This window comes from Sphingomonas sp. IW22 (assembly GCF_041321155.1).
Taxonomy (GTDB): domain Bacteria; phylum Pseudomonadota; class Alphaproteobacteria; order Sphingomonadales; family Sphingomonadaceae; genus Sphingomonas.
Window position 1 is genome coordinate 1,463,205 of the sequence record NZ_JBGGWB010000001.1, and the last position, 24,462, is coordinate 1,487,666.

Below are 24,462 nucleotides of genomic sequence, written 5' to 3' on the forward strand. Positions count from 1 at the left end.
GATCGCCGGATGAACGACGTCATCGGACGTGTTTTCGACTTTGAGACAAAGGTTTTTGCTGGCGAAGCAGACCTTTACTCTCATCTCGCCACCAAGGGTCAGAGCCCGAAGGTGCTGATGATCTCCTGCTCCGATTCGCGCGTGGTTCCTGAACAGATCATGCAGGCGAAGCCCGGCGACCTGTTCATCTGCCGCAACGCCGGCAACATCGTACCCCCCTTCGCCCAGACCAATGGCGGCGTGACTTCGACCGTCGAATATGCGGTCGCGGCGCTGGGCGTTACCGATGTCATCGTGTGCGGCCATTCGGGCTGCGGCGCGATGGGCGCGCTGATGAACCCGGACAGCCTGAAGGGGCTGCCCAATGTCGAGACCTGGCTGAAGCACAGCCACGCCGCGCGTTCGGTGGTCGAGCATAGCTATCAGGACCTGGACGGCGACGCCGCGATCCGCGCCGCCAGCCTGGAAAATGTGGTGGTCCAGATTTCGCACCTGCGCACCCATCCGTCGGTGGCGGCACGCATCGCCAAGGGCGACATCACGCTGCACGGCTGGTTCGTCGACATCCACACCGGCAACATCCTGGCACTGGACGGCGCAACCGGTCGCTTCCGCGCGATCCGCGATGGAGAGGATCTGCCCGTCGCCCTGCCCGCGGCACGGCGCATGGCCGCCGACTTTCTCGACGCTGACGCAGCATGAGCACCGCCAGGGAAGGGAAAGCCGGCCTGGGAATCCTGCCGCCGCTGACAGGATTGAAACAGGATTTTCCGGCATCGATCGTGGTGGCGCTGGTCGCGCTGCCGCTGTGTCTGGGTGTCGCGCTCGCGTCGGGCGCGCCGCTTTTTTCGGGTCTGATCGCGGGTATCGTCGGTGGCATCGTCATCGGCCTGTTGTCGCGCTCTCCCCTGTCGGTCAGTGGCCCCGCCGCGGGCCTGACCGTCATCGTTTTCGATGCGATCCAGTCGCTGCCCAGCTTTCAGGCGTTCACGCTGGCCGTGGTGCTGGCGGGTGCGATGCAGATGCTGTTCTCGCTCAGCCGGTCGGGTGTGCTGGCCGAATTCGTGCCCAGTTCGGTCATCACCGGGATGCTGGCAGCGATCGGCCTGATCCTGATCCTCAAGCAGATTCCTCACGCCGTCGGGTATGACGGCGATCCGGAAGGCGATTTCGCCTTTTCGCAGGGCGACGGCATGAACACGCTGTCGACCCTGTGGTACTCGATCAGCAATCAGCTGACTCTCGGCGCGATCATCATCTCGGTCGTTTCGATCACGTTCCTGTTCTGGTGGGACGCGAACAAGCCCAAGGACGGACCGTTCAAACTGTTGCCCGGCCCGCTGGTGGTCGTGGTCGGGGCGGTGGCGATCAACGCGCTGTTCGGCGTGATCGCGCCCGGCCTTCAGCTTCAGGCCAAGCATCTGGTCGAGGTGCCGGTGGCGGAGGGGCTTTCGGGCTTCCTCGCGCTGTTCGCGCTCCCTGATTTCGGACAGGTCGGCAATTCGACCGTGTGGACCGTGGCAATTACGCTGGCGATCGTTGCCAGCCTCGAATCGCTGCTCAGCGTCACGGCGGTGGACGAGCTCGATCCGCAACGTCGCACCACCGACAAGAACCGCGAATTGTTTGCACAGGGCGGCGGCAATATCGTGTCGGGGCTGATCGGCGGCCTGCCCGTCACATCGGTCATCGTGCGCTCGTCGGCCAATGTCGATTCGGGCGCGTCGAGCAAGATGTCCACCATCCTGCACGGCAGCTGGCTGTTGCTGAGCGTACTGCTGATCCCGGCCATGCTGAACCTGATCCCGCTTGCCGCGCTGGCAGCGGTGCTGATCCAGACGGGTTACAAGCTGACCAAGCCCGCCCTGTTCCTGAAGCGCTGGAAACAGGGTTATACCCAATTCGTGCCGTTCGTGGTCACCATCACCGCGATCCTGTTCACCGATCTGCTGGTGGGCATCGTCATCGGGCTGGTCGTCGGCTTCGTGTTCGTCATTGCCCGCAATTTCCGCTCGGCAGTCACGCTGGTCTGCGATCCCGATGGCAAGAACTGCATGGTCCGTGCACGCCGCAACCTGTATTTCATCCACAAATATGAGCTGCAAAAGGCGCTGAACGGCGTTCCCGACGGTGCTGACCTGCTCGTCGACCTGTCGGCGACGTCCTATGTCGATCTCGACAATATCGACATCATCAACGCCTTTGTTCGCGGCGCGCCGTTCCGCGACATCACCGTTTCCGTGCGCGGCGACATTTCGGAAAAGAGCGTTTCGCTGGTCAATGCGCCGCGCCGGGAGCTGGTCCACCTATGAACGATCACAAGCTGCTGCTGCTGGCCAACAAGGCGTGGGCCGAGCAGCTTCGCGACGAGCGGCCCGATTATTTCGCGCGTCAGGCAGAGGAACAGAAGCCCAATTTCCTGTGGATCGGCTGTTCCGACAGCCGGGTTGCCCCCGATCAGATCACCAATTCACCCCCGGGGGTGATGTCCATCCACCGCAACGTCGCCAATCTGGTGTATGAAGACGACCGCAATTTCATGGCGGTGTTGCAGACCGCGCTTGAGCGTACGCGCGTCCGCCACATCATCCTGTGCGGCCATTATGGCTGTGGCGGGGTAGAACAGGGCTGGAAACAGCAGGGACGCGGCGCGATCGGTGAATGGGTCGCGGGCGTGCACGACGTCTATACCGAACATCGCGAGGAAGTGGACGCGCTGCCCGAAACGCAGCGGCTGAACCGGATGGTCGAGCTGAACGTGCGCGACCAGCTGGTCCGGCTGGCACGCATGGCGCTGGTGCAGTCGGCCTTTGCCGCGGGTCAGGAACTGATCCTGCATGGCTGGGTCTATGACCTGCGCGACGGCATCCTCAAGCCGTTGATGACCATCGACGCGAACACCCGGCTCGACACGGTCGAGCGGCCCCAGCCCGTGCTGGTCTGAGTTCGGTCGGCCGTCGGGCGCGCTGCGCCGCGACGGCCAGCCGGACCGGGAAGCTGCGATCACCTCCAGCGGCTTCCCGGTCGAATGATCAGTCGGGGATCTCGAACAACGCCGCCGCGCCCATGCCGCCGGCGACGCACATCGACACCACCACATGCCGCACGCCGCGCCGCCTGCCTTCGATCAGCGCATGGCCGACCAGCCGACTGCCCGTCATCCCGAACGGATGACCGATCGCGATGGCCCCGCCATTCACGTTCAGCCGATCATCGGGGATCGCCAGCGCGTCGCGGCAATAAAGAAGCTGGCTGGCAAAAGCCTCGTTAATCTCCCACAGGCCGATATCGCTGACCGACAGCCCGGTGCGCGCCAGCAGTCGCGGAATGGCAAGGGCCGGGCCGATCCCCATTTCCTCCGGCGCGCAGCCCGCCAGCTGCATGCCGCGAAAAATGCCCAGGATCGGCAGCCCCTCCGCCGCTGCCGTGCCTCGCTCCATCAGCAACTGCGCCGATGCGCCGTCGGACAACTGGCTGGCATTGCCCGCCGTAACGAACCGGCCCTCGCCGACCAGCTGCCCGTCGCGCCAGACGGGCTTGAGCGCAGCCAGCGCTTCCATCGAACTGCCGGGGCGCACGCCCTCATCCGCTGTCAGTGTGACGCGCTCGCGCCCGGTGACGCTGCCGTCCTTTGCCAGCAGCAGGCGTTCGGCAGTAACAGGGACAATCTCCGCATCGAACCGGCCCGCCGCCTGTGCCGCCGCCGCGCGGGCATGGCTTTCCACCGCCAGCGCATCCTGCCGCTCGCGCGTGATGCCATGGCGTTCGGCCACGACCTCCGCCGTCTCGATCATTGCCATATAGGCGTGCGGCATGTGTTCGATCACCGCCGCCGATTGCAGCCGATGACCGGGCGCATGGGCGTTGCGAGTATGCGTGATCGATTCAGCGCCGCCCGCCAGTCCGACCGTCATTTCCCCCGCGACGATCGCCCGCGCGACCTGAGCGATGGCGGTCAGCCCCGATGCACATTTGCGGTCGAGCGTGGCAGCGGGCACGCTTTGCGGCAGCCCGGCGGCGAATACCGTCATGCGCGCCAGATTGGCGCCCTGCGTTCCCCATTGATTGCCCGTGCCCAGCACGAAATCCTCGATCCGTGCGGGGTCGATCCCGGCCCGCTCAACTACAGCGCGCACCGGTATCGCGGTCAGATCGGGCGCGTCCAGATCGTTAAAGGCGCCCTTGAACGCACGAGCGACGGGGGTGCGGGCGGTGGCAACGATGACGGCTTCACGCATGGGGCGATCCTGCCGACGTTGACGTAAAGGTCAAGTCGCCGCCCAGTCTCCAGCCGATGCCATCCAGACCGCCACTGCCGCAGCCGCCGCCGTTTCGGCGCGCAGGATGCGCGGGCCAAGCGTGATGCCCACCGCCGCCGGACAGGCGCGGATCGCCTCGCGCTCTTCGGGCGTGAAGCCGCCTTCCGGCCCGATCAGGATCGCGGCGGGACCGCGCCGCGCCGCCATGGCCGCCGCCGCCGGAACGCCGCCCGATTCGTCGGCGAAGAACAGCGCCCGATCCGCGGGCCAGTCGGCCAGCAGCGCCGCCAGCTTCACCGGTTCGGAAAGCGCGGGCAGCGCGGTCCGCCCGCATTGCTCCGCCGCCTCCACCATATGCGCGCGCAGCCGGTCCAGGTTCAGCCGGTCGACGATCGTACGCCGCGTCAGCACCGGCACCAGCCGGTCGACACCCAGTTCGCACGCCTTTTCCGCGACCCAGTCGATCCGACCCTTCTTGATCGGCGCGGCGCACAGCCACAGATCGGGCACCGGCTCACGCGGGCGCATCTGCCGGACGACTTCCAGCGTCAGGTCGCGCTTGCGAACGTCGCGCGCCTCGGCCAGCCATTCGCCGCTCTGGTCATCGAACAACAGCACCGGATCGCCCGGCTTCATCCGCATGACGCCCGCCAGATAGTGCGCCTGCCCGCCGTCCACGGGCAATATCAGCCCCGCCGAAAGCGGCGCCTCGACAAACAGGCGCGGCGTCGAATCAGGCGGCCAGGCGGGAGTGGCCGCCATCAGTGGCGCCCGCGACGGGGGACGGCGCGATCCGCCACGCGGGTCCAGCGCTGCTCGCGACAGCCGAAATTGCCGAACAGGCACCCGCGCCCGACCAGCGTGTTGCGCCCCTCCATCCAGATGCTGCCGGAAAAGCTGCGCGCCAGATCGGGGACATATACTTCGCCGACCCATTCACCCGCTTCGGGGACGAATCCGTCGAAGATGCGGGTGCCGACCAGTTCGTCGGTTCCACCGCTGGCGGCGTCGGCCTTGGCCTTTTCATTGGCCCAGATCACGGTCCCGCACATCGCCTGTCCGCAACGGCTGGCGCGGATATGCACGCTGTTGCTGGCGTTGCGCCACACGCCCGACCAATCGGGCGCGTCCTGAACCGGCGCGGCGGCGGCGAGCGACAGGCCCGCGACGAGAGACATCAGCATGAGCGACCTCTTGTGCAAATCCCCGCCCAGATAGAGGTTCGACGCACGGTTTGGGAGTCAGGCCGCCGCCGCCCGCTTTGGCGCGGGGGTCTTGGGCTTGTAGCGGCACAGGTCGGCGACGACGCAGCGCCAGCATTCGGGCGTGCGCGCCTTGCACACATAGCGGCCGTGCAGGATCAGCCAGTGGTGCGCGTGCAGGCGAAAGGGCTGCGGCACCGCCTTCTCCAGTTTCAGCTCGACCGCGAGCGGCGTCTTGCCGGGGGCAAGGCCGGTGCGGTTGCCCAGCCGGAACAGATGGGTGTCGACGGCGAACGTCTCGGCCCCGAACGCCACGTTCATCACCACATTCGCGGTCTTGCGCCCCACACCCGGCAGCTTTTCCAGCGCCTCCCGGCTGTTTGGCACCTGTCCGTCATGCTCGTCGATCAGCGCCTGGCTGAGCGCGATGACGTTCTTGGCCTTGCTGTTGAACAGGCCGATCGTCTTGATATGCGCCTTCAGCCCGTCCTCGCCCAGCGCGACCATCTTTTCCGGCGTGTCGACCTCGGCGAACAGCGCGCGGGTGGCGCGGTTGACCCCGGCGTCGGTCGCCTGCGCCGACAGCACCACGGCGACGAGCAGCGTATAGTCGTTGACCGATTCCAGTTCGGTTTCCGGGCTAGGATTCGCCTCTGCCAGCCGTCGGAAGAACTCGAAAATATCGGCTTTCTTCAAAGGCCCAGCACCTGGTCCATCCGGTAACGCCCCGGCCCCTGACCGGCCAGCCACAAGGCCGCGCGCACTGCGCCGACGGCAAAGATCGAGCGATCCTGCGCGTAATGACCGATTTCGATGCGTTCGCCATTGCCGGCGAAGATGACATTATGGTCGCCCACGACGGTGCCGCCGCGCAGGCTGGAAAAGCCGATGGTGCCGCGTGCGCGGGCACCGACCAGACCCGCCCGCCCCTGCACACCGGTTTCCGCAATCGTCGTGTCGCGACCCGCCGCCGCCGCTTCGCCCAGCATCAGTGCTGTGCCCGAAGGGGCGTCCACCTTGTCCCGGTGGTGCATCTCGACGATCTCGATATCCCAATCAGCGCCCAGCCGCCGCGCGGCGTCGCGGATCAGCGCCATGACCAGCCCCACCCCCAGCGAGGTATTGCCCGTCTGAAGCACCGCGATGCGTTCCGCTGCGGCGTCGATCATTTCGTGGTGACGCGGCGACAGGCCGGTGGTGCCGATAACGATCGGGGTACCCGCCGCGACCGCCGCATTCAGATGCGCCTCAAGCGCCGCAGGGGCGGAGAAATCGACCAGCACGTCGCACTCGTGCGCCAGCTGAGCGGGATCGCCGCCAGCGTCGACGCCGCCCGCGTGCACCGCGCCTGCCGCCGGCATCGCCGCGACGATTGCCTGTCCCATGCGGCCAAGGCTGCCATAAATGCCGATCCGGTTCACACGTACCTCTACTAGAACTTCAGACAAATGCGGTGCCGCGCCCATGCCGTTGACGACGGCGGATGGGCGCGGCGATTGGGGTTCAGCTGACCTTACGGTCGCCGGTGTTGACGCCCATGGACTGCAGGTAACGCTTCACGTTGCGCGCCGCCTGACGCAACCGCTGTTCGTTCTCGACCATTGCGATCCGCACAAAGCCTTCGCCGTCCTCACCATAGCCGACGCCGGGCGCAACCGCGACCTTTGCATGGGTCAGGAGCTGTTTCGAGAACTCAAGGCTGCCCAGATGGCGAAGCGCCGGGGGCAGCGGCGCCCAGGCGAACATCGATGCTTTTGGCGGCGGGATTTCCCAGCCCGCGCGGCCGAACGCCTCGACCATCACGTCGCGGCGCTTGTGATAAAGCTGGCGGTTCTTCTCCACGATGTCCTGCGGCCCGTTCAGCGCGGCACAGGCCGCCGCCTGGATCGGCGTGAACGCGCCATAGTCGAGATAGGATTTCACCCGCGTCATCGCGGCGATCAGCTTTTTGTTGCCCACCGCGAACCCCATGCGCCAACCCGCCATCGAATAGGTTTTCGACAGCGAGGTGAACTCGATCGCCACATCCTTGGCGCCCGGCACCTCCAGGATCGAGCGCGTCGGTTTGCCGTCGAAATACAACTCTGAATAGGCAAGGTCGGACAGCACCCAGACGCTGTTCTCCCTGGCCCATGCGACCAGCCGTTCGTAGAATGCCAGGTCCACCGTCTCCGCCGTCGGATTGGACGGGTAGTTGACGACAAGGATGCTGGGACGCGGCACGGTGAAGGCCATCGCGCGGTCCAGGCTGCGGAAATAATCCTCGTCCGGCGTCGTCGGCACGCTACGGATCGTCGCGCCCGCAATGATGAAGCCGAATGTGTGGATCGGATAGGACGGGTTGGGCGCCAGCACCACGTCGCCCGGCGCGGTGATCGCCGTCGCCAGGCTGGCCAGCCCTTCCTTCGAACCCATGGTCACCACGACTTCGGTTTCGGGATCCAGGTCCACGCCGAACCGGCGACCGTAATAATTGGCCTGTGCGCGGCGAAGGCCGGGAATCCCCTTGGACTGGGAATAGCCATGGGCCGATGGCTTCTGCGCCACTTCGCACAGCTTTTCGATGACGTGCGCGGGCGGCGGCAGGTCGGGATTACCCATGCCCAGGTCGATAATGTCCTCACCCCCCGCACGCGCCGCGGCCCGCATCGCGTTGACTTCGGCGATGACATAGGGGGGCAGGCGCTTGATGCGGTAGAATTCGTCGGACATTTTCCTCACTCCTGTGCCACAGGCGATTTCGCCGCTGCGGCAAGCCCGCTATACGGGTCGCCCGTGCCGACTGCCAGAGGGAGAGGACAGCCATGGCCGATCAGGAAAAAGGCGAATCGGCGACCCCGCCCCGGCTGGAGGATCTGCAACACTGGACCTGGGTAATGGGCCGGATGCAGCAGATGATGATGGAACACGGCCTGGACCTGATGCAGGCGGCGGGCGGCAAGACCGGTGCCCCATCCCTGCCCGCGCCGTTCGATCCCACCCCCGCGATCCGCGCCACAGCCGATTTCTGGGCCGACACGATGAAGCTGTGGCAACGCTTCCTCGACCCCGCCCATGCCGAACCCGCTGCCGAGCCGCCCGAACAGGCCAGCGACCGGCGCTTCAAGGCGCCGCAATGGCGCGACGATCCGGTGTTCGACTTCATCCGCCAGAGCTATTTCCTGATCGCCGATCATCTGGTGAAGGGCGTCGACGCGATCGAGGGGGTCGATCCCCGGCAAAAGGAACAAATCCGTTTCGCCACCCGCGGCTTCATCGACGCGATGAGCCCGACCAACTTCCCCGCGACCAATCCGCTGGTGCTGGAAAAGGCGATCGAGACCAGGGGCGAAAGCCTGCTCAAGGGCCTGAAGAACATGATGGCCGACCTGTCCAAGGGACAGATGACACAGGCCGCACCCGGTGCGTTCGAACTGGGCCGCAACATCGCCACCACACCCGGCAAGGTGGTGAAGCGCACGCCGCTTTATGAACTGATCCACTATGCGCCGACGACGGAGCAGGTCGGGCGCACGCCGCTGGTCATCTTTCCACCGTGGATCAATCGCTATTACATCCTCGACCTGACGCCTGAAAAAAGCTTCGTTCGCTGGGCGGTCGATCAGGGGCTGAGCGTGTTCGTCGTTTCCTGGAAATCGGCCGATGCGTCGATGAAGGACGTGGTTTGGGACGATTATGTCCAGCACGGACAGATCGACGCGATCGACACGGTGCGCGAATTGCTGGACGTGCCGTCGGTCCACACCATCGGCTATTGCGTGGCGGGTACCACGCTGGCGGCGACGTTGGCGCTGCTGACCGCGCGGGGGGAGGCGGAGAAGGTCGCGTCGGCCACCTTCTTTACCGCACAGGTTGATTTCACCCAGGCGGGCGACCTGAACCTGTTCGTTGACGACGATCAGATGGCGCTGATCCAGTCGCTGTCGCCTGAAGGATTTCTTGACGGGCGATACATGGCCGCGACGTTCAACCTGCTGCGCGGGCGGGACCTGATCTGGAATTACGTCGCCAACAACTATCTGATGGGCGCGGATTATGCGCCCTTCGACCTGCTGCACTGGAATGGCGACGTCACCAACCTGCCCGCCAAGTGGCACAAGAGCTATCTTTCCGACCTGTATCGCGACAACAAGCTGGCCACCCCCGGCGCGATCAGCGTGGCGGGCACGCCCATCGATCTGAGCTGCGTAAAGACGCCCGCTTATGTCCAGGCGGGGCGGGAGGATCATATCGCACCCGCCGAAAGCGTGTGGAAGATCACGCATCACTTTACCGGCCCATTGCGCTTCGTGCTGGCAGGGTCGGGGCATATTGCGGGCGTGGTCAATCCACCGGCCGCAGGCAAATACCAATATTGGACCAACGAGGCCAAGGTGCCGACGCTGGCCGATTTCATTGCGGGCGCAAGCGAGACCAAGGGCAGCTGGTGGCCCGACTGGCGCCAATGGCTGACCGGGATCGACGCTGAAACCGTACCCGCAAAGGGCGCGCGCATACCGGGTAAGGGCCGTCTGCCCGCGATCGAGGACGCGCCGGGGAGCTATGTCAGAACGCGTTGAGATCGTTCACATTTAATGCAGCATTTCATCTTTGTTGCATTGCACAAAAATGCTTGAGCCGCTGGTCGCTTTGCGGTAGTTGCTGCACTGCACCAACATTGGGAGGCGTGCGATGGCAACCAAGGGTCCACAGCCCACGACCCCGCGCAAGGCGACCATGCGTGGCAAGGCAAGTACAAAACCCGCGGCCGAAGCGGTGAAGCCGCCCGTGGCGGCTGAAACCAAGGCTCCGGCACCCAAGCCGCCCTTCGCCGACCCGGCGCCGGCAAAGCCCGTAGCTGCCGAAATCCCCTCTTTCGCAGCCAACGCGCCCGAACCGGTCGCAGAAGCCGCCAAGGCGACCGTCAAGAATGTCGCCACGCCCGTCGCTTCAACCGTCGCCGATGCCGCCGAGACGATCGTCGACGCGGCTGTCGAAGGCGCGACCGGCACCGCCAAGGCCGCGATGGCTGTGGCGGACATCACCGCAAAGCCCGCTGAGAAGGAACCCGAAACGATGACCGACATGAAGACCGCCGCCGAAGCCACCACCCAGAAGGCTCAGTTCGCGTTCGGCGACATGAATGACCGCGCCAAGGCCGCGATGGAAAAGAGCGCCAAGATGGCCGAAGAAATGAACGACTTCGCCAAGGGCAATCTCGAAGCGATGGTCGAATCGGGCCGCATCGCCGCCAAGGGCGTCGAGACGCTGGGCCAGGAAGCCGCCGAATACAGCCGCAAGTCGTTCGAGCACGCAACCGCCGCGATGAAGAACATGGCGTCGGTCAAGTCGCCGACCGAGCTGTTCAAGCTGCAGAGCGATTATGTCCGCACCGCATTCGACGCGTATGTCGCCGAAGCGTCGAAGGCGACCGAGCAGATGCTGAAGCTGTCCAGCGATGCAATGCAGCCGCTGTCGAACCGCATGGCCGTTGCCGCTGACAAGGTGAAGACCATCGCCTGAACGCGATCGGTCCCGGCCTGTCGGGAAAAAAGGGGCGGCCGCCACGCGCGGTCGCCCTTTTTCGTGGACGGTCGGCACCCTGCCCCTTGCCCCCGGCCGGGTGCATCCCCTATTTTCATTGGCGTTATGACGGTGGCTTTCCCAATCAGCATGAACGAGGACGACGGAGCCGATGGCGGCGACGGCCGCGGCACGTCGATCGGGGTTGCAACCCGCACGCGGGAAAAGACCAAGAAACCGACGCCTTACCGTGTCCTGCTTCTCAACGACGATTACACGCCGATGGAATTCGTCGTGCTGGTGCTCCAGCGCTTTTTCCGGATGAACATGGAAGAAGCCACGCGCGTCATGCTGCACGTCCACCAGCGCGGTGTCGGCGTCTGCGGCGTTTTTAGCTATGAGGTGGCAGAAACCAAGGTGGCGCAGGTGATCGAATTCGCCCGCCAGAACCAGCATCCGTTGCAATGCACGCTGGAAAAGGCCTGATCAGCCGATAAAGCGGCGCACCACGTCCTTGGTGACGCGTACGGGGCGGCGCGTGTCGGTATCGATCGCACACCAGCTCGACTTTACTTCCGCCAGCACTTCTTCACCGCGCTGGATCAGCGTGGTGAACATCGCGCGTGCACCCTCGACCCGTTCGGCCACGACCGTGGCAACGACCGCGTCGTCAAGGAAAGCGGGGCGGCGATAGGTAATCTCGTGCTTCAGCGCGACCCACAGATGGCGCGCAACCGCTTCGGCGGGCGCGACCTTTTCCCAATAGGCGACGACCGCTTCCTGAACCCAGTTCAGATACACCGCATTATTGACATGACCCATATGATCGATGTCGGCCGGTGCGATGGTAAGCGGGTGCTGATGCATTGCAGCAAGGTGCGCCTTGCTGACACTCATGTCAATGAGCGATCAGGCTCGTTCCGCCGCGCTGACCACATCCGCCGCCCGCAAAGATGCCAGCAATTTCATCAAATGGCCCGCGTCGCGGACCTCCAAGTCGATGGTGTTGGTGTGAAACGTGGTGTCGCGGTTATCGAGTCGCAGGCCAAGAATGTTCGCCTTGTGCGCGCCGATGATCGTCGCAATCGCGCCCAGCGCGCCCGGTTCGTTCTTCAGCGTGACGGCGACGCGTGCCGTGCCCCCTTCCGCCTTGTCGCCCCAGGCCAGATCGACCCAGTCGGCATCCTCCGTCTCGGCCAGCATCGGACAGGTGATGCCATGGACCTGAATGGGCACACCCGGACGCCGCACACCGACGATGCGGTCGCCGGGAATCGGGCGGCAACATTCGGCCAGGTCGAACGCCAGGCCCGGCGTCAGCCCCTTGATCGAAATCGCCTGACGCTGGGGAGCCATATCGGTGTCGGCATCCTCCGCCGATCCGGGCATCAGCGCGTCCATCACCTGTGCGTCGGTCAGCTGCTGCTGCGCGATCGCGATCATCAGCGCCGATTCGTCGGACAGGTGCAGGCGGCGCAGCGCATCGGTCAGCGCGTCGTCGCTCAGCGCCACAGGCAGTCGCGCCAGAATATCCTCATACAGCTTGCGGCCCAGCGCCACGCCTTCATCGCGTTCCTTCTGACGCAAATGGCGGCGGATGGCAGCGCGGGCCTTGCCGGTGATGGCGAAGTTCAGCCAGTTCGGCTGCGGCGTCTGCGCCTTTGACCGCAGAATCTGGACCTGATCGCCATTCTCGATCTCGGTGCGCAGCGGAACGACGCGACCGTTGATCTTGGCGCCCACCGCCTGACTGCCCAGATCGGTATGCACGTCATAGGCGAAATCGATCGGCGTCGCCCCCTTGGGCAGCTGAACCAGCTCGCCGCGCGGGGTGAAGGCGAAGATGCGGTCCTGATACATCGCCATGCGTGTATGTTCGAGCAGCTCTTCCGGGCTGGCGGCATTGTCGAGAATTTCGACCAGATCCTGCATCCAGCGGATCTGCGTGTCGGGGCGCACTTCCTTTTGCTTGTATGCCCAGTGCGCGGCCAGACCGTGTTCGGCCTGCGCGTGCATCGCCTCGGTCCGGATCTGGATTTCGATGCGGTTGTCGCCTGCGTGAAAGACGCTGGTGTGCAACGATCGGTAACCGTTGCGCTTGGGGGTGGAGATGTAATCCTTGAACCGCCCCGGCACCATCGGCCATTTGCGATGGATGACGCCAAGCGCCCGGTAACATTCCTCCTCGTTCTTCACGATGGCGCGGAACGCCATGATGTCCGACAGCTGTTCAAGGCTGACGTGCCGCTCGGACATTTTTTTCCAGATCGAATAGGGGTGTTTCTCCCGCCCCGACACTTCCGCGTCGATACCGGCGCGTTCGAGCAACTGCTTCAGCCCCGCGCCGATCTTGTCGATGCGGTCGCCGTCCCCCTCCTGCATCGCGGCCAGGCGGCGTGTAATCGATTCATACGCCTCTGGCTCGAGCTCGCGGAAGGCGAGGGTCTGCATCTCCTTCATGAACTCGTACATGCCGATCCGCTCGGCCAGCGGGGCATAGATATCCATCGTCTCGCGCGCGATGCGGCGGCGCTTTTCAGGCTTGGGAATAAAGCTCAGCGTCCGCATGTTGTGCAGACGGTCGGCCAGCTTGACCAGCAGCACGCGGATGTCGTCCGACATCGCCAGCAGGAACTTGCGCAGATTTTCAGCGGCGCGCTCATTCTCGCTCTGCGCCTCGATCTTGGACAGCTTGGTCACGCCGTCGACCAGCCGCGCAACCGACGGGCCAAAGCGGGTCAGGATCTCCTCCGGCGTGGCGACGGTATCCTCGATCGTGTCGTGCAGGATGGCGGTCGCGATCGTCTCGTCATCGAGATGCAGGTCGGTCAGGATGCCCGCCACCTCGATCGGGTGGCTGAAATAGGGGTCGCCATTGGCGCGCTTCTGACTGCCATGCGCGTGCATCGAGAAGACATAGGCGCGGTTGAGCAAAGCCTCATCGGCCTGCGGGTCATAGGCAAGGACCCGATCGATCAGTTCATATTGACGCAGCACCCGATCAATCTGGGGCCAAGCGGTGCGGTTTTGCAACGCCGGATGTGCATCGTCCGTAACAAGGCGGCTTTCGACGTGGCGCGAAAGCCACGATGCGGTTTTGCGCGGGGCGGCTTTTGCACTAGGTTGCGCCACATGGGATTGCGCGAACCGCTGCGCCAACTGGCCGAACAATGTAGCCTGCCCGCCGCGCTTGAGGCGATGGGCGAACGCTGGTCTTTCCTGATTTTACGCGCCAGCTTCAACGGTCTGCGCCATTTCGAGGAATATCAGTCCGAACTGGGGATCGCCCGCAACATCCTGGCCAACCGGCTGGGGCGGCTGGTCGAAAACGGCATCCTGCAACGCCGCCCGTGCGATGCCGACCGGCGCAAGGTGGAATATCGGCTGACCGACAAGGGCCGCGACCTCCTGCCCACGCTGGTCGCGCTGCGCCAATGGGGGGAACGGTGGGAGACCGGCGGGCGCGCCACGCCGGTGCTGGTTGATGCGCGCGACCGGCGCCCAGTGGCGCCTGTCCGCGTGACCAGCCATGACGGCCGCGTGCTGACGCCCCACGACCTGATCTGGGCGCTGCCCGACGATGTAGGCGACGACGCGGCATGATCGACCCGCCCAACGTCGTCATCCTTACCGGCGCCGGCGTTTCAGCGGAAAGCGGCATCGCCACCTTTCGCGGCCCCGGCGGCTTGTGGGAGGGGCACCGGGTCGAGGATGTCTGCACGCCAGAGGCGCTGGCGCGCGATGCGGCGCTGGTGCATCGCTTCTATGACCTGCGACGCGCGGCGCTGGCGGGCGTCGAGCCGAATGCCGCGCATCGGGCGCTGGCGCGGCTGGATGCCGAATGGCCGGGCGAATTGCTGATCGTCACGCAGAATGTCGACGACCTGCATGAGCGCGCGGGGGCCAAGCGGCTGCTGCACATGCATGGCGAGCTGAAGTCGGCGCTGTGCGCGGCTTGCGGCGCGCGGCGGCCTTGGGCGGATGGCCTGCCGCCCGCCACCGCCTGCGCCGATTGCGGCGCGGCGGCGATGCGGCCCGACATCGTGTTCTTTGGTGAAATGCCGTATGACATGGACCGGATCGAGGCGGCGCTGTCCACCTGCGACCTGTTCGTGTCGATCGGCACATCGGGCGCGGTCTATCCCGCCGCCGGGTTCGTCCAGACCGCCGCCCATTGGGGGGCGGCGACGCTGGAGATCAATCTGGAGCCTTCCGCCGGCAGCTTCCTGTTCGAGGAGAGCCGCATGGGACCGGCGGCCACCCTCGTCCCGGCGTGGGTGGACGCGCTGCTTACGCCCTACTCCACCCAGTCCAGCCCGATGTCGCGGTAAAGGCCGCGGTCCTCGTCCCAGCCGGGCTTGACCTTCACATGCAGGTACAGATGAACGCGCACGCCCATGATGCGCGACAGTTCGGCGCGCGCGCGGGCGCCGATTTCCTTGATCCGCGCACCGCCCTTGCCCAGCACGATCGCCCGTTGGGTTTCGCGTTCGACCAGGATCTGCTGGTGAATCTCGACCGAGCCGTCCTCCCGCTCTGAATAGCGTTCGGTATCGACCGCGCTGGCATAGGGCAGCTCGGCGTGGAGTTGCAGGTAAAGCTGCTCGCGCGTGACTTCCGCCGCCAGCATCCGGTCGGTGGCGTCGGACACCTGATCTTCGGGGAAATGCCACGGCCCCTCCGGCATCCGCGCCGACAGGGCCGCCTTCAGCTCCTCGATCCCGTCGCCTGTGGTCGCGGAGACGAAGAAGATCTCGTCGAACGCCAGCCGTTCGTTCAGCCGCTGAGCGTGGTTCAGCAGGCGCGGCTTGTCGGCGATGTCGACCTTGTTCAGGATCAGGATCTTCGGCTCGCGCCGCGACGCCAGCCGGTCGACGATCGACAGCACCTTTTCGGGCAAGCCACCTTTGGCATCGATGACCAGCGCGATCGCGTCGGCGCCCTCGGCCCCTTCCCATGCCGCCGACACCATCGCGCGGTCCAACCGCCGCTTCGGGTCGAACAGGCCCGGCGTGTCGACCAGCAGCAACTGCGTACGGTCGTGGATGGCGATGCCCATCAACCGTACGCGCGTTGTCTGCGCCTTGGGGCTGACGATCGCGACTTTTTGACCCACCAGGGCGTTGACGAGCGTCGACTTGCCCGCATTGGGCGCCCCCACCACGGCGATCAGGCCGCAGCGGGTCGTTTCATTGGATTCGATCATGCACCCAGCGTTAGCGCGCTCACTTCAACAGCACCAGTTCCTCCGCCATCGACGGATGCAGCGCGACCGTCGCGTCGAATGCCGCCTTGGTCAGCCCCGCCTTGACCGCGACCGCTGCCGACTGAAGGATTTCGGGCACGTCGGGGCCGATCATGTGCAGGCCCAGGATACGGTCGGTATTCGCCTCGCAGATCATCTTGTACAGCGCGCGTTCGTTGCGCCCGGCCAGCACATTCTTCATCGGGCGGAAGTCCGACTGATAGACCTTGACCGACCCGAACTTCTCCCGCGCCGCCCCTTCGGTCAGGCCCACGCCTGCGATCGGCGGGTGGCTGAACACCGCGGCGGGGATGCAGTCATAATCGACCTGCGTCGGCTTGTTGCCGTAAAAGGTGTCGGCGAACGCCTGCCCCTCGCGAATGGCGACGGGAGTCAGTTGCACGCGGTTGGTCACGTCGCCCACGGCGAAGATGCTGTCGCAGCTTGAGCGGTTGTCGGCATCGACCGTAATCGCGCCCTTTTCGTCCCATTCGACGCCCGCATTCTCCAGCCCCAGCCCGCCGGTATTCGGCACGCGACCAGTGGCGAACATGACGCAATCGACCTCGATGGGGTCGTGGCCGGTCATCTCGACCATCAGGCTGCCATCCGCCTGCTTTTCGATGCCGCGGAACTCGGCGTGGAAGCGGAACTCGATCCCCTTCATTGTCGAGATCTGCAGCAGCCGGTCACGCACCTGCTCGTCATAGCCGCGGAGGATCACGTCGGTGCGGTTGATCAGCGTGACATGCGATCCGAACTGGTGGAACAGCCCGGCAAATTCATTGGCGATATAGCCCGCGCCCGCGATCAGAATACGCTTGGGCAGGCTGTCCAGATGAAACGCCTCGTTCGAGGTGATGCCGTGTTTGTGCCCCGGACAGGACGGCACATGCGGCGTCGCGCCGGTGGCAATCAAAATGCGTTCGGCGGTGACGATGCGCCCGCTGGCCAGCTTCACCTCATGCGGGCCGGCGATGGTGGCGCGTTCGTGGATGATCTCCGCACCGCTCGATTCGATGGTGGTGGTGTACGCCTTGTTCAGACGGTCGACTTCGCTCAGCACATTGTCGCGCAGCGTCGCCCAGTCGAAAGCGCAATCATCGGGCACGGCCCAGCCGAATTTGCGCGCATCGCGCAGATCTTCGGCAAAATGCGCGCCATAGATCAACAGCTTCTTGGGTACGCAGCCGCGAATGACGCACGTGCCGCCGACCCGATATTCCTCGGCCACCGCCACCCGCGCGCCATAAGCGGCGGAAACGCGCGCGGCGCGGGTGCCGCCCGATCCGGCACCGATGACAAACAGGTCATAGTCATAATCGGCCAAGGCGGCGCTCCTTCTTTGATATGCGGGCTTGCGTGCCAGATAGGGGCAGTGCGCCCCCTGACAAAGGGTTTGATCGCGGAACCTTCAAGCGCCCAAAACGGTAAACGTCGATGGTGGTCAGAGAGTGGTGATGCGTCGATCGTTGAAATGGCTGGCCGGCGCGTTGCTGTGGCTGGTGATCATCGCCTGCCTGGCCAGCGTGGTCGTCCCGCCCTTCCTCGACCGCATCTATTATCGCGGCCCGGCCAGCGGCCATTTCGACGGAGAGCGATTCTTCAATCCCGATGGCGACGACACCGCCGGTCCGCCGGGCGGTGGCAGCCGCGCCGGCTTTTTCTGGCGACGCTTGAGTGGTGAGGGGGAAGCGCCATGGCCCGACAACGCTCCCGTGACCCGCGACCGCCCACCCGCGCGCGTGGCGGGTGGCGACATGCGCGTCACATGGGTCGGCCATGCGACGGTCCTTGTGCAGGCGGGCGGGCTGAACATCCTGACCGACCCGATCTGGTCACCGCGCGCCGGGCCGTTCGGTTTCGGCCCTGAGCGGGTGACCGAGCCGGGCATCGCCATTGACGACCTGCCGCCCATCGACCTGATCGTCGTCAGCCACAATCATTACGACCATATGGACCTGTCGACGCTGAAGCAGCTGTGGGAACGCGACCGCCCGCGCATCGTTACCAGCCTGGGCAATGACAGCGTGATTTCACAGGCCGGCGTGCCCGCCACTGCCATCGACTGGGGCAGGGCCGTCACCGTCGCGCCGGGCGTCGCGGTGCATGTCGTGCGCAACCATCATTGGGGCAGCCGCTGGTTCGCCGACCGCAACCGTGCGCTATGGTCGGCATTCGTCGTCACGTTGCCGGGCGGCAATCTGTTCTTTGCTGGCGATACCGGATTTGGCGACGGCGAATGGCCGCGGGAAGCAGCGGCGCTGGGACCGATCCGGCTGGCGATGATCCCCATCGGCGCGTTTCGCTTTACCGCCGGCCAGATGGGGACCGGCAGCCATATCGGCCCGCCCGACGCCGTGCGCGTGTGGGACCGGCTGGGTCAGCCCGCCGCGCTGCCGATCCATTGGGGCACGTTCAAATTGTCGTCAGAGGGGCGCGACACGCCGCCGCGGATGCTGGAGGCGTTGATGAAATGTGCCGGGCAGGACAGGGCAGGCTTCCAACCCCGTGCGCCCGGACAGCCATGGTCGGTGCCGCCGCTGGGTCGGGGTCAACCCCGCCCGCTGAACGAAGCACGGCTGGCGGCATGCGCGCGCACGCCCGCCGTCACTGCCCTGCCCTGACGTCAGGTACAGGCGCCGACGCGTTCGCCCTTCACGCGGGAGCGCATCAACATCCGCCCGCGTTCGCCGCCGGTCGATTCGATGGTGCTTTCGGTTTCAAAATGCGTCGCGTCGAACGTGCCCGCCATGGTGATGCGCGCGGCCTCCACCTCGCGGCCGTCACCGGCGCATGTCATCACCGCGTCGATGCGCCCCGCCTTCATGCTGAAGCGGTCAAAACGGCACTGGCCGCGCTGCCCGCCGAACAGGCTTTCGCTGGGATTGGCGGACTGTTCCTCGGTCATGCAGCTGGTGACGCTGGAACGCGACATCATCTGCTGGCGCAATTGTTCGGCCATCCCCGCCGGCATACCGGGCATCTGGATGTCGACCACTTCCGCCGTGCTGCGCCACTGACCGGGCTGGAACCGGGTGGCGGCGGATGCGGCGCGCGCCTGTTCGGCGACTTCCGCCACGCTGGCGTTCCGCATTTCCACCTCACCGCTGGCGGCAGCACTGTTGGGCGTGCTCTCACCCCCGCACGCGGCGAGGGTAAGGGCGACCAGCGGCGTCAGCGCGCGCATCACTGCCCCGCGCTGCCCGCGCTACCGGAACCGGCCAGATCCAGCACGGCGGCCGTCATCGCAATGGTGCCGGTGACGATCGCGGGTTCGGGCGACACCTTGAACAGCGGCGAGTGGTGCGAGGGCACTGGTGGGCCACCGCGCCGCGCCGCATCGATCACCGATTGGGGCGTACCGCCAACAGCGAAATAATAGCCTTTCACACCGGTATCGGGCTGCACGAAATAGGCGAAATCCTCCGCCCCCATGCCCTTCTGCTCGAACGGCACGACATTTTCCGCACCCAGCGCCGTCACCATCGTCGCGTTGAGCCGACGCGCGAGTGCGGTATCGTTGATCGTCGTCGGCGTACCTTCGATCACGTTTACGACGGGCATCTTGTCGGCGGGCATGCCGTTCAGTTCGCCCACGCCCTTGGCCACGCGGCGGATGCCCGCGATCAGGCGCGCGCGCTCCTCCTCGTCATTGGCGCGCACCGTCACCTGCAACTTCGCCTCGTCCGAAATGATGTTGTGCTTCAGCCCCGCATGGAAAGAGCCGACGGTGATGACACCGGGTTTCAGCGGCTGTTGCTCGCGGCTGATCAGCCCCTGCAGCGCAATCACGATCTGCGACGCGATATAGACCGGGTCCTTGCCCATATGCGGGCTGGCCCCGTGTGCGCCGATGCCCGGCACGGTGATGTCGACCGAATCGGAGGAGGAGTACTGTATCCCCTCCGACGCCGTCACCTTGCCCGCCGCCAGTTCGGACGACACGTGAAGCGCCAGCGCATATTGCGGCTTGGGGAAGCGGGTATACAGCCCGTCCTTCACCATCGCATGCGCGCCGCCCACCCGTTCCTCGGCGGGCTGGACGACGAAGATCACCGTGCCCTTCCACCGGTCCTTCATCGCCGCCAGCCGCTTGGCGGTGCCGATCATCGAGGTGATGTGCGTGTCATGGCCGCAGGCGTGCATGACCGGCGCCTCGATACCATCGACGCCAACCTGGCGCACCTTCGAAGCATTGGGCAGGCCCGACTTTTCCTCCACCGGCAGGCCATCCATGTCGGCGCGGATCATCATCACCGGGCCGTCACCATTTTTCAGCACGCCCACCACGCCGGTGCCGCCCACGCCCTCGGTCACTTCGATGCCGCCGATCTTGCGAAGCTCGGCCGCCATGCGCGCGGCGGTCTTGGTTTCCTTGAAACTCAGTTCGGGATTGCGGTGAAACCAGTCGAACGTCGATGCCAGTTCGGCCTTGTAATCGGCGCGCACCGCGGCGGCATAATCCGGCTCGGCGGCAATGGCGGGCGCGGTGCCGGAAAGCAGCATGGCGGTGGCTGGCAACAGATGACGCATCAAGGCTGATCTCCCCCTATGTTGCGGTGCAGCCTATCGCCCCCGCGCCGCTTGTCGAGCGGCTTTGATCGCAAGCATCGGGATGCGAGCACTGGGCGCGGGCGCTATACCGGCCCGCATGACCACGCCCATCGCCGACGACGACGCCTGGGCCGCCTTCGAGCGGCGCGACCGCGCATGGGACGAACGGCTGGTCGTGGCGGTGACGACGACGCGCATTTACTGTCGCCCCTCCTGCCCCGCCCGGCGTCCCCGGCGCGAGCATGTCCGTTTCCTGGCAGATGGCGCGGCGGCGCGTGCGGCGGGATTTCGCCCGTGCCTGCGCTGTCGCCCGGACGAAGCGGCGCGCGACCGTCTGGCCGTGGCGCGCGCGATTGCCGCGATCGAAGGGGCCGATGCGCCCCCGCCGCTGGAAACGCTGGCCCGCATCGCCGGCTATGCCCCGCATCATTTCCACCGCATCTTCAAACGCGCGACGGGCGTCACCCCCGCCGCCTATGCCCGCGCGCGCCGCGCCACCCGCGCCGCCGATGCGCTCAGTCAGGAGCCGAACGTGACCGACGCCCTTTACCGTGCGGGCTATTCTGGCCCCAGCCGCTTTTATGACGAGACCCGCGACCGGCTGGGCATGGCGCCATCGGCCTGGGTGCGGGGCGGCGCGGGAGTGACGATCCGCTGGGTATTGGCCCCCACCAGCCTTGGCCCGATGCTGGTCGCCGCGACCGAAAAGGGGCTATGCCGCGTATCGTTCGACGAGGATGAAGCAGCCCTCGCCACGCGCTTTCCCAACGCCACGATCCTGCCCGGCAACGATGCGCTGGCGACACTTGCCGCGCGCGTGGTGGCCGAGGTGGAGACACCCGGCCGCGACACCGACCTGCCGCTCGACGTGCAGGGCACCGCCTTTCAGGAAGCCGTGTGGCAGGCGCTGCGCCGCATCCCGGCGGGGGAGAGCATGAGCTATGCCCAGCTTGCAGCCACCGTTGGGCGCCCCAACGCGGTGCGGGCGGCGGGGTCGGCATGTGGCGCCAACAACGTCGCTGTAGTCATTCCCTGTCACCGCGTCACCCGCAGCGACGGGTCGATGGGCGGCTATGCCTATGGCCTGGAGCGCAAGCGCACCCTGCGCGCGCGGGAGAGGCAACAGGACTAGGGCTGGATCAGCGCCCCGGCGGCGCGGTGGAGGCGCGGATGGTCAGGCTGGCGGGGATCGCTTCCGGCGCGGGATCGACCGGTCGGCCTGCCTGTTCGTCGATGATCCGTTCGACCGCGCGCGCCGTAACCTCGGCAATGGGCTGGACCACCGCGGTCAGCGGCGGGTGGGTGAAGCGCACGATCGGCGTGTCGTCAAAGCTGATCAGCGACAATTTGTCGGGCACGGACAGCCCGCGCCGCCGCGCCACCTCCAGCGTGGCCAGCGCCATGCGGTCGTTGCTTGCGATGATCGCGCTCGGCGGATTGGGCGCGCTCAGCAGCGCATCGGCGGCGGCAAGGCCCGATTCATAGCTGAAATCGCCCCGCGCCAGCAGCCCGTCCTGGTCATGCCCCGCCGCCGCCATCGCGGCGCGCCACCCCTCGATCCGCCAGCCGCTGAGCTCATAGGCCGCCGGCCCCGCGATAAAGCCGATGCGCTTGTGACCCAGTTCGACCAGATGCGTCGCCGCCAGCCGCGCGGCGCGCTCATCATCCATGGTCAGGGCAAAGCCATGGTCTTCGCGCAGGGTTCCGATTCGCGCGACGCTGACATGCTGGGCCTTCAACAGCCGCAGGATGGTCGCATTTTCCGAATGGGGCGGGGTCAGAATGACGCCGTCGGGCCTCAGCGCCGCCAGTGCCGCCGACAATTCCCGCTCGATATGGTCGCTATGCGTGTCGACCAGTTCCACGATCAGGCGATAGCCATGCTCGGCGCACTTCACCATGCCGCCCAGCATCATCTGGTCCACCCAGTCGGTGCCCTGCCGCTCCCGCCAGTCGGCGATGGTACGTTCGCGGTCGTTTAGTGCAAGGATCAGATAGGAACGCGACCCGCTCATCCGCTGCGCCGCGATGGAGGGCACATAGCCCAGCTTGTCGATCGAGGCCTGCACGCGTTCGGCCATTTCGGGCCGCACGTTGCTTTCCTTGTTGATCACACGGCTGACGGTCTGGAGGGAGACCCCCGCATCCGCCGCAACATGCTTGATCGTCACTGCCTGACGCCGTCTGGCCATGAATCAGGCGGCCCTGTCGGTCGTCGCGGCAGATCCGCAATATCGCGCAACATAGGCGCCGTGGTCGGGGAGCTTTGCGACCGTCTGGGCCACCCGTTCGCGCAGAGTGGTCAGGAAACGCGCCATTTCCTCGTCACTCAGCCGCGCGGCGATGGGGTGCGACGACTGGGGCATGATGCCCTGCCCCATCATCACCTGAACCCAGCTGTTTTCGGCGAACAGTTCCTCGTTCTTGCGAAACACGCGGCCCGTTTCGCGGAACAGCGCGATCTTCTGGGCCAGCGTATCGGGCACGTCCATCGCCGCGCATTGCCGCCAGAAGGGCGAATCGCGCCGGTCGGTCGCCTTGTAGTGCAGGATCAGGAAGTCGCGGATCTGGACCATGTCCTGAAGCTGCTGTTCGTTGAACTCCGCCACGTCGCTGGCATTGACCTGTCCCATCGGCAGCATTCGGATCAGGCGCAGGATGGCCCGCTGGATCAGATGGATGCTGGTCGATTCCAGCGGCTCCATGAACCCGCCCGACAGGCCGATGGCGATGCAGTTGCGCACCCATTGCCGCCGCCGCACCCCGCTGGTGAAGCTCAGGTGATTGGGCTCGGTCAGCACCTTGCCCTCGACATTGCCCAGCAGCCGATCAAGCGCGGCGTCGCGGTTCAGGTAACGGCTGCACCAGACCAGCCCGTTGCCCGTGCGGTGCTGAAGCGGGATGCGCCATTGCCAGCCCGCGTCATGTGCCATGGCCCGGGTATAGGGCATGGGCGGCCCGACATTTTCGGTCTGGAGCGCAATGGCCGAATCGCACGGCAGCCAGTGGGTCCAGTCGTCGAAGCCCGCATGCAGCGCCCCTTCGATCAACAGCGCGCGAAAACCCGTGCAGTCGAGGAACAGATCCCCCTCGATCCGTTCCCCGCGTTCCAGAAGCAGCGCCGCGATGTCGCCGCTTTCGCCGTCCAGCTCGACGTGCGCGATCCGCCCCTCGATACGGACGGCCCCGTCGGCTTCGGCCATCGCACGTAGAAACTGGGCATAGCGGGTCGAATCGAGCTGATAGGCATAGTTCAGCCCATTGTCGGGCAGATGCGCGAACCGCCCCTGCAACGCTGCCACCAGTTCAAGGCAGTAATCGTCATAGGGCGCGTCATGCCCGCGTGTGCGCCCGTTCATCCAGTAATGCTGGAACCCGGCGGCCCAGTGATCCTTACCGGTAATGCCAAAGGAGTGAAAATAGCGGTCGCTGCCGTCCTTCCACCCATCGAACAGGATGCCCAGCTTGAACGTCGCGCTGGTCGCACGCATGAAATCGGCCTCGTTGATGCCGAGCAGGCGGTTATAGGTGACCAGCGGCGGAATGGTGGATTCCCCCACCCCCACGGTGCCGATCGCGTCTGATTCGATCAGCATCACCTGTGCCGCGCGGCCCATCGTCCGGGCAATCGCCGCAGCCGCCATCCAACCCGCCGTGCCGCCCCCTGCGACCACGATCCGCTTCATCACGTCTCCAT

Annotated in this window: 24 protein-coding genes; 10 read left to right on the plus strand and 14 right to left on the minus strand. The window is 65.6% G+C overall.

Translation table 11 applies throughout. From position 1 onward, the window contains the following. Positions 1 to 9 precede the first annotated feature (9 nt). From ACAX61_RS07340 to ACAX61_RS07350, 3 genes are read left to right on the plus strand one after another with little or no spacing between them, the layout of a single operon-like run. Positions 10 to 702, plus strand: a complete 693-nt coding sequence (locus ACAX61_RS07340; protein ID WP_370714117.1) for a carbonic anhydrase — start codon at positions 10 to 12, stop codon at positions 700 to 702. Further along, complete coding sequence (locus tag ACAX61_RS07345) at positions 699 to 2,312, plus strand: SulP family inorganic anion transporter (protein WP_370714118.1); 1,614 nt, start codon at positions 699 to 701, stop codon at positions 2,310 to 2,312. The genes ACAX61_RS07340 and ACAX61_RS07345 overlap by 4 nt, the downstream gene beginning before the upstream one ends. Beyond that, positions 2,309 to 2,944, plus strand: coding sequence for a carbonic anhydrase (locus ACAX61_RS07350; RefSeq protein WP_370714119.1), 636 nt, complete (start codon positions 2,309 to 2,311; stop codon positions 2,942 to 2,944). Before ACAX61_RS07345 ends, ACAX61_RS07350 begins: the two co-directional genes overlap by 4 nt. 88 nt (positions 2,945 to 3,032) lie before the next feature. Here the strand turns inward: ACAX61_RS07350 and ACAX61_RS07355 are convergent, their stop codons facing one another. The 6 genes from ACAX61_RS07355 to ACAX61_RS07380 all read right to left on the minus strand — a co-directional run bounded on the left by ACAX61_RS07355 (position 3,033) and on the right by ACAX61_RS07380 (position 8,173). Then, positions 3,033 to 4,238: a thiolase family protein gene (locus tag ACAX61_RS07355; RefSeq protein WP_370714120.1), complete on the minus strand. Its 1,206-nt coding sequence runs from the start codon at positions 4,236 to 4,238 to the stop codon at positions 3,033 to 3,035. A gap of 30 nt (positions 4,239 to 4,268) precedes the next feature. Further along, positions 4,269 to 5,021, minus strand: coding sequence for a 16S rRNA (uracil(1498)-N(3))-methyltransferase (locus ACAX61_RS07360; RefSeq protein WP_370714121.1), 753 nt, complete (start codon positions 5,019 to 5,021; stop codon positions 4,269 to 4,271). Next, the gene (locus ACAX61_RS07365; RefSeq protein ID WP_370714122.1) at positions 5,021 to 5,443 is read right to left on the minus strand and encodes a DUF2147 domain-containing protein; all 423 of its coding nucleotides are present in this window, start codon (positions 5,441 to 5,443) and stop codon (positions 5,021 to 5,023) included. Before ACAX61_RS07365 ends, ACAX61_RS07360 begins: the two co-directional genes overlap by 1 nt. A 57-nt stretch (positions 5,444 to 5,500) precedes the next feature. Continuing rightward, the gene (nth, locus tag ACAX61_RS07370) at positions 5,501 to 6,157 is read right to left on the minus strand and encodes an endonuclease III (protein WP_370714123.1); all 657 of its coding nucleotides are present in this window, start codon (positions 6,155 to 6,157) and stop codon (positions 5,501 to 5,503) included. Beyond that, positions 6,154 to 6,882, minus strand: coding sequence for a 4-hydroxy-tetrahydrodipicolinate reductase (gene dapB, locus ACAX61_RS07375; RefSeq protein ID WP_370714939.1), 729 nt, complete (start codon positions 6,880 to 6,882; stop codon positions 6,154 to 6,156). The genes nth and dapB overlap by 4 nt, the downstream gene beginning before the upstream one ends. Before the next feature lie 82 nt (positions 6,883 to 6,964). Continuing rightward, the gene (locus ACAX61_RS07380) at positions 6,965 to 8,173 is read right to left on the minus strand and encodes an LL-diaminopimelate aminotransferase (protein WP_370714124.1); all 1,209 of its coding nucleotides are present in this window, start codon (positions 8,171 to 8,173) and stop codon (positions 6,965 to 6,967) included. Between the two features lie 92 nt (positions 8,174 to 8,265). Here ACAX61_RS07380 and ACAX61_RS07385 point away from each other — a divergent pair, with 92 nt between their 5' ends. From ACAX61_RS07385 to clpS, 3 genes are all read left to right on the plus strand, one after another. Beyond that, positions 8,266 to 10,020 (plus strand): PHA/PHB synthase family protein, encoded by a 1,755-nt coding sequence (locus ACAX61_RS07385; RefSeq protein WP_370714125.1) that lies wholly within the window; start codon positions 8,266 to 8,268, stop codon positions 10,018 to 10,020. A gap of 112 nt (positions 10,021 to 10,132) precedes the next feature. Continuing rightward, the gene (gene phaP / locus ACAX61_RS07390; protein WP_370714126.1) at positions 10,133 to 10,963 is read left to right on the plus strand and encodes a phasin family protein; all 831 of its coding nucleotides are present in this window, start codon (positions 10,133 to 10,135) and stop codon (positions 10,961 to 10,963) included. A gap of 150 nt (positions 10,964 to 11,113) precedes the next feature. Beyond that, positions 11,114 to 11,449 (plus strand): ATP-dependent Clp protease adapter ClpS, encoded by a 336-nt coding sequence (clpS, locus tag ACAX61_RS07395; protein WP_370714127.1) that lies wholly within the window; start codon positions 11,114 to 11,116, stop codon positions 11,447 to 11,449. Here clpS and ACAX61_RS07400 read toward each other — a convergent pair whose 3' ends face one another. Beyond that, a complete protein-coding gene (locus ACAX61_RS07400) occupies positions 11,450 to 11,830 on the minus strand; it encodes an acyl-CoA thioesterase (RefSeq protein WP_370714128.1) in 381 nt (126 codons plus the stop codon). It abuts the gene before it with no gap. Between the two features lie 42 nt (positions 11,831 to 11,872). Continuing rightward, complete coding sequence (locus ACAX61_RS07405; RefSeq protein ID WP_370714129.1) at positions 11,873 to 13,960, minus strand: RelA/SpoT family protein; 2,088 nt, start codon at positions 13,958 to 13,960, stop codon at positions 11,873 to 11,875. A gap of 135 nt (positions 13,961 to 14,095) precedes the next feature. Here ACAX61_RS07405 and ACAX61_RS07410 point away from each other — a divergent pair, with 135 nt between their 5' ends. Further along, positions 14,096 to 14,566 carry a winged helix-turn-helix transcriptional regulator gene (locus tag ACAX61_RS07410; RefSeq protein ID WP_370714130.1) on the plus strand — a complete coding sequence of 157 codons (471 nt, stop codon included), beginning with the start codon at positions 14,096 to 14,098 and terminating at the stop codon, positions 14,564 to 14,566. After that, a complete protein-coding gene (locus ACAX61_RS07415; protein ID WP_370714131.1) occupies positions 14,563 to 15,294 on the plus strand; it encodes an NAD-dependent deacylase in 732 nt (243 codons plus the stop codon). The genes ACAX61_RS07410 and ACAX61_RS07415 overlap by 4 nt, the downstream gene beginning before the upstream one ends. Here the strand turns inward: ACAX61_RS07415 and era are convergent. Next, positions 15,261 to 16,169 (minus strand): GTPase Era, encoded by a 909-nt coding sequence (era, locus tag ACAX61_RS07420; RefSeq protein ID WP_370714132.1) that lies wholly within the window; start codon positions 16,167 to 16,169, stop codon positions 15,261 to 15,263. The genes ACAX61_RS07415 and era overlap by 34 nt on opposite strands. A 19-nt stretch (positions 16,170 to 16,188) precedes the next feature. Further along, complete coding sequence (gene gorA / locus ACAX61_RS07425; protein ID WP_370714133.1) at positions 16,189 to 17,538, minus strand: glutathione-disulfide reductase; 1,350 nt, start codon at positions 17,536 to 17,538, stop codon at positions 16,189 to 16,191. A gap of 130 nt (positions 17,539 to 17,668) precedes the next feature. Between gorA and ACAX61_RS07430 the strand changes: the two genes are divergently transcribed. Continuing rightward, the gene (locus tag ACAX61_RS07430) at positions 17,669 to 18,835 is read left to right on the plus strand and encodes an MBL fold metallo-hydrolase (protein WP_370714134.1); all 1,167 of its coding nucleotides are present in this window, start codon (positions 17,669 to 17,671) and stop codon (positions 18,833 to 18,835) included. A gap of 2 nt (positions 18,836 to 18,837) precedes the next feature. Here the strand turns inward: ACAX61_RS07430 and ACAX61_RS07435 are convergent, their stop codons facing one another. Beyond that, positions 18,838 to 19,398, minus strand: coding sequence for a DUF3617 domain-containing protein (locus ACAX61_RS07435; RefSeq protein ID WP_370714135.1), 561 nt, complete (start codon positions 19,396 to 19,398; stop codon positions 18,838 to 18,840). Beyond that, on the minus strand, positions 19,398 to 20,744 hold the full coding sequence (locus ACAX61_RS07440) for an amidohydrolase (protein ID WP_370714136.1): 1,347 nt from the start codon (positions 20,742 to 20,744) through the stop codon (positions 19,398 to 19,400). Before ACAX61_RS07440 ends, ACAX61_RS07435 begins: the two co-directional genes overlap by 1 nt. A 118-nt stretch (positions 20,745 to 20,862) precedes the next feature. Between ACAX61_RS07440 and ada the strand changes: the two genes are divergently transcribed. Continuing rightward, on the plus strand, positions 20,863 to 21,897 hold the full coding sequence (ada, locus tag ACAX61_RS07445) for a bifunctional DNA-binding transcriptional regulator/O6-methylguanine-DNA methyltransferase Ada (RefSeq protein WP_370714137.1): 1,035 nt from the start codon (positions 20,863 to 20,865) through the stop codon (positions 21,895 to 21,897). Positions 21,898 to 21,904: 7 nt separating this feature from the next. On the opposite strand, the gene ACAX61_RS07450 is transcribed toward ada, so the two are convergent. Beyond that, positions 21,905 to 22,957 (minus strand): LacI family DNA-binding transcriptional regulator, encoded by a 1,053-nt coding sequence (locus ACAX61_RS07450; RefSeq protein WP_370714138.1) that lies wholly within the window; start codon positions 22,955 to 22,957, stop codon positions 21,905 to 21,907. A gap of 3 nt (positions 22,958 to 22,960) precedes the next feature. Next, positions 22,961 to 24,451: a tryptophan halogenase family protein gene (locus ACAX61_RS07455; RefSeq protein ID WP_370714139.1), complete on the minus strand. Its 1,491-nt coding sequence runs from the start codon at positions 24,449 to 24,451 to the stop codon at positions 22,961 to 22,963. Positions 24,452 to 24,462 lie beyond the last annotated feature (11 nt).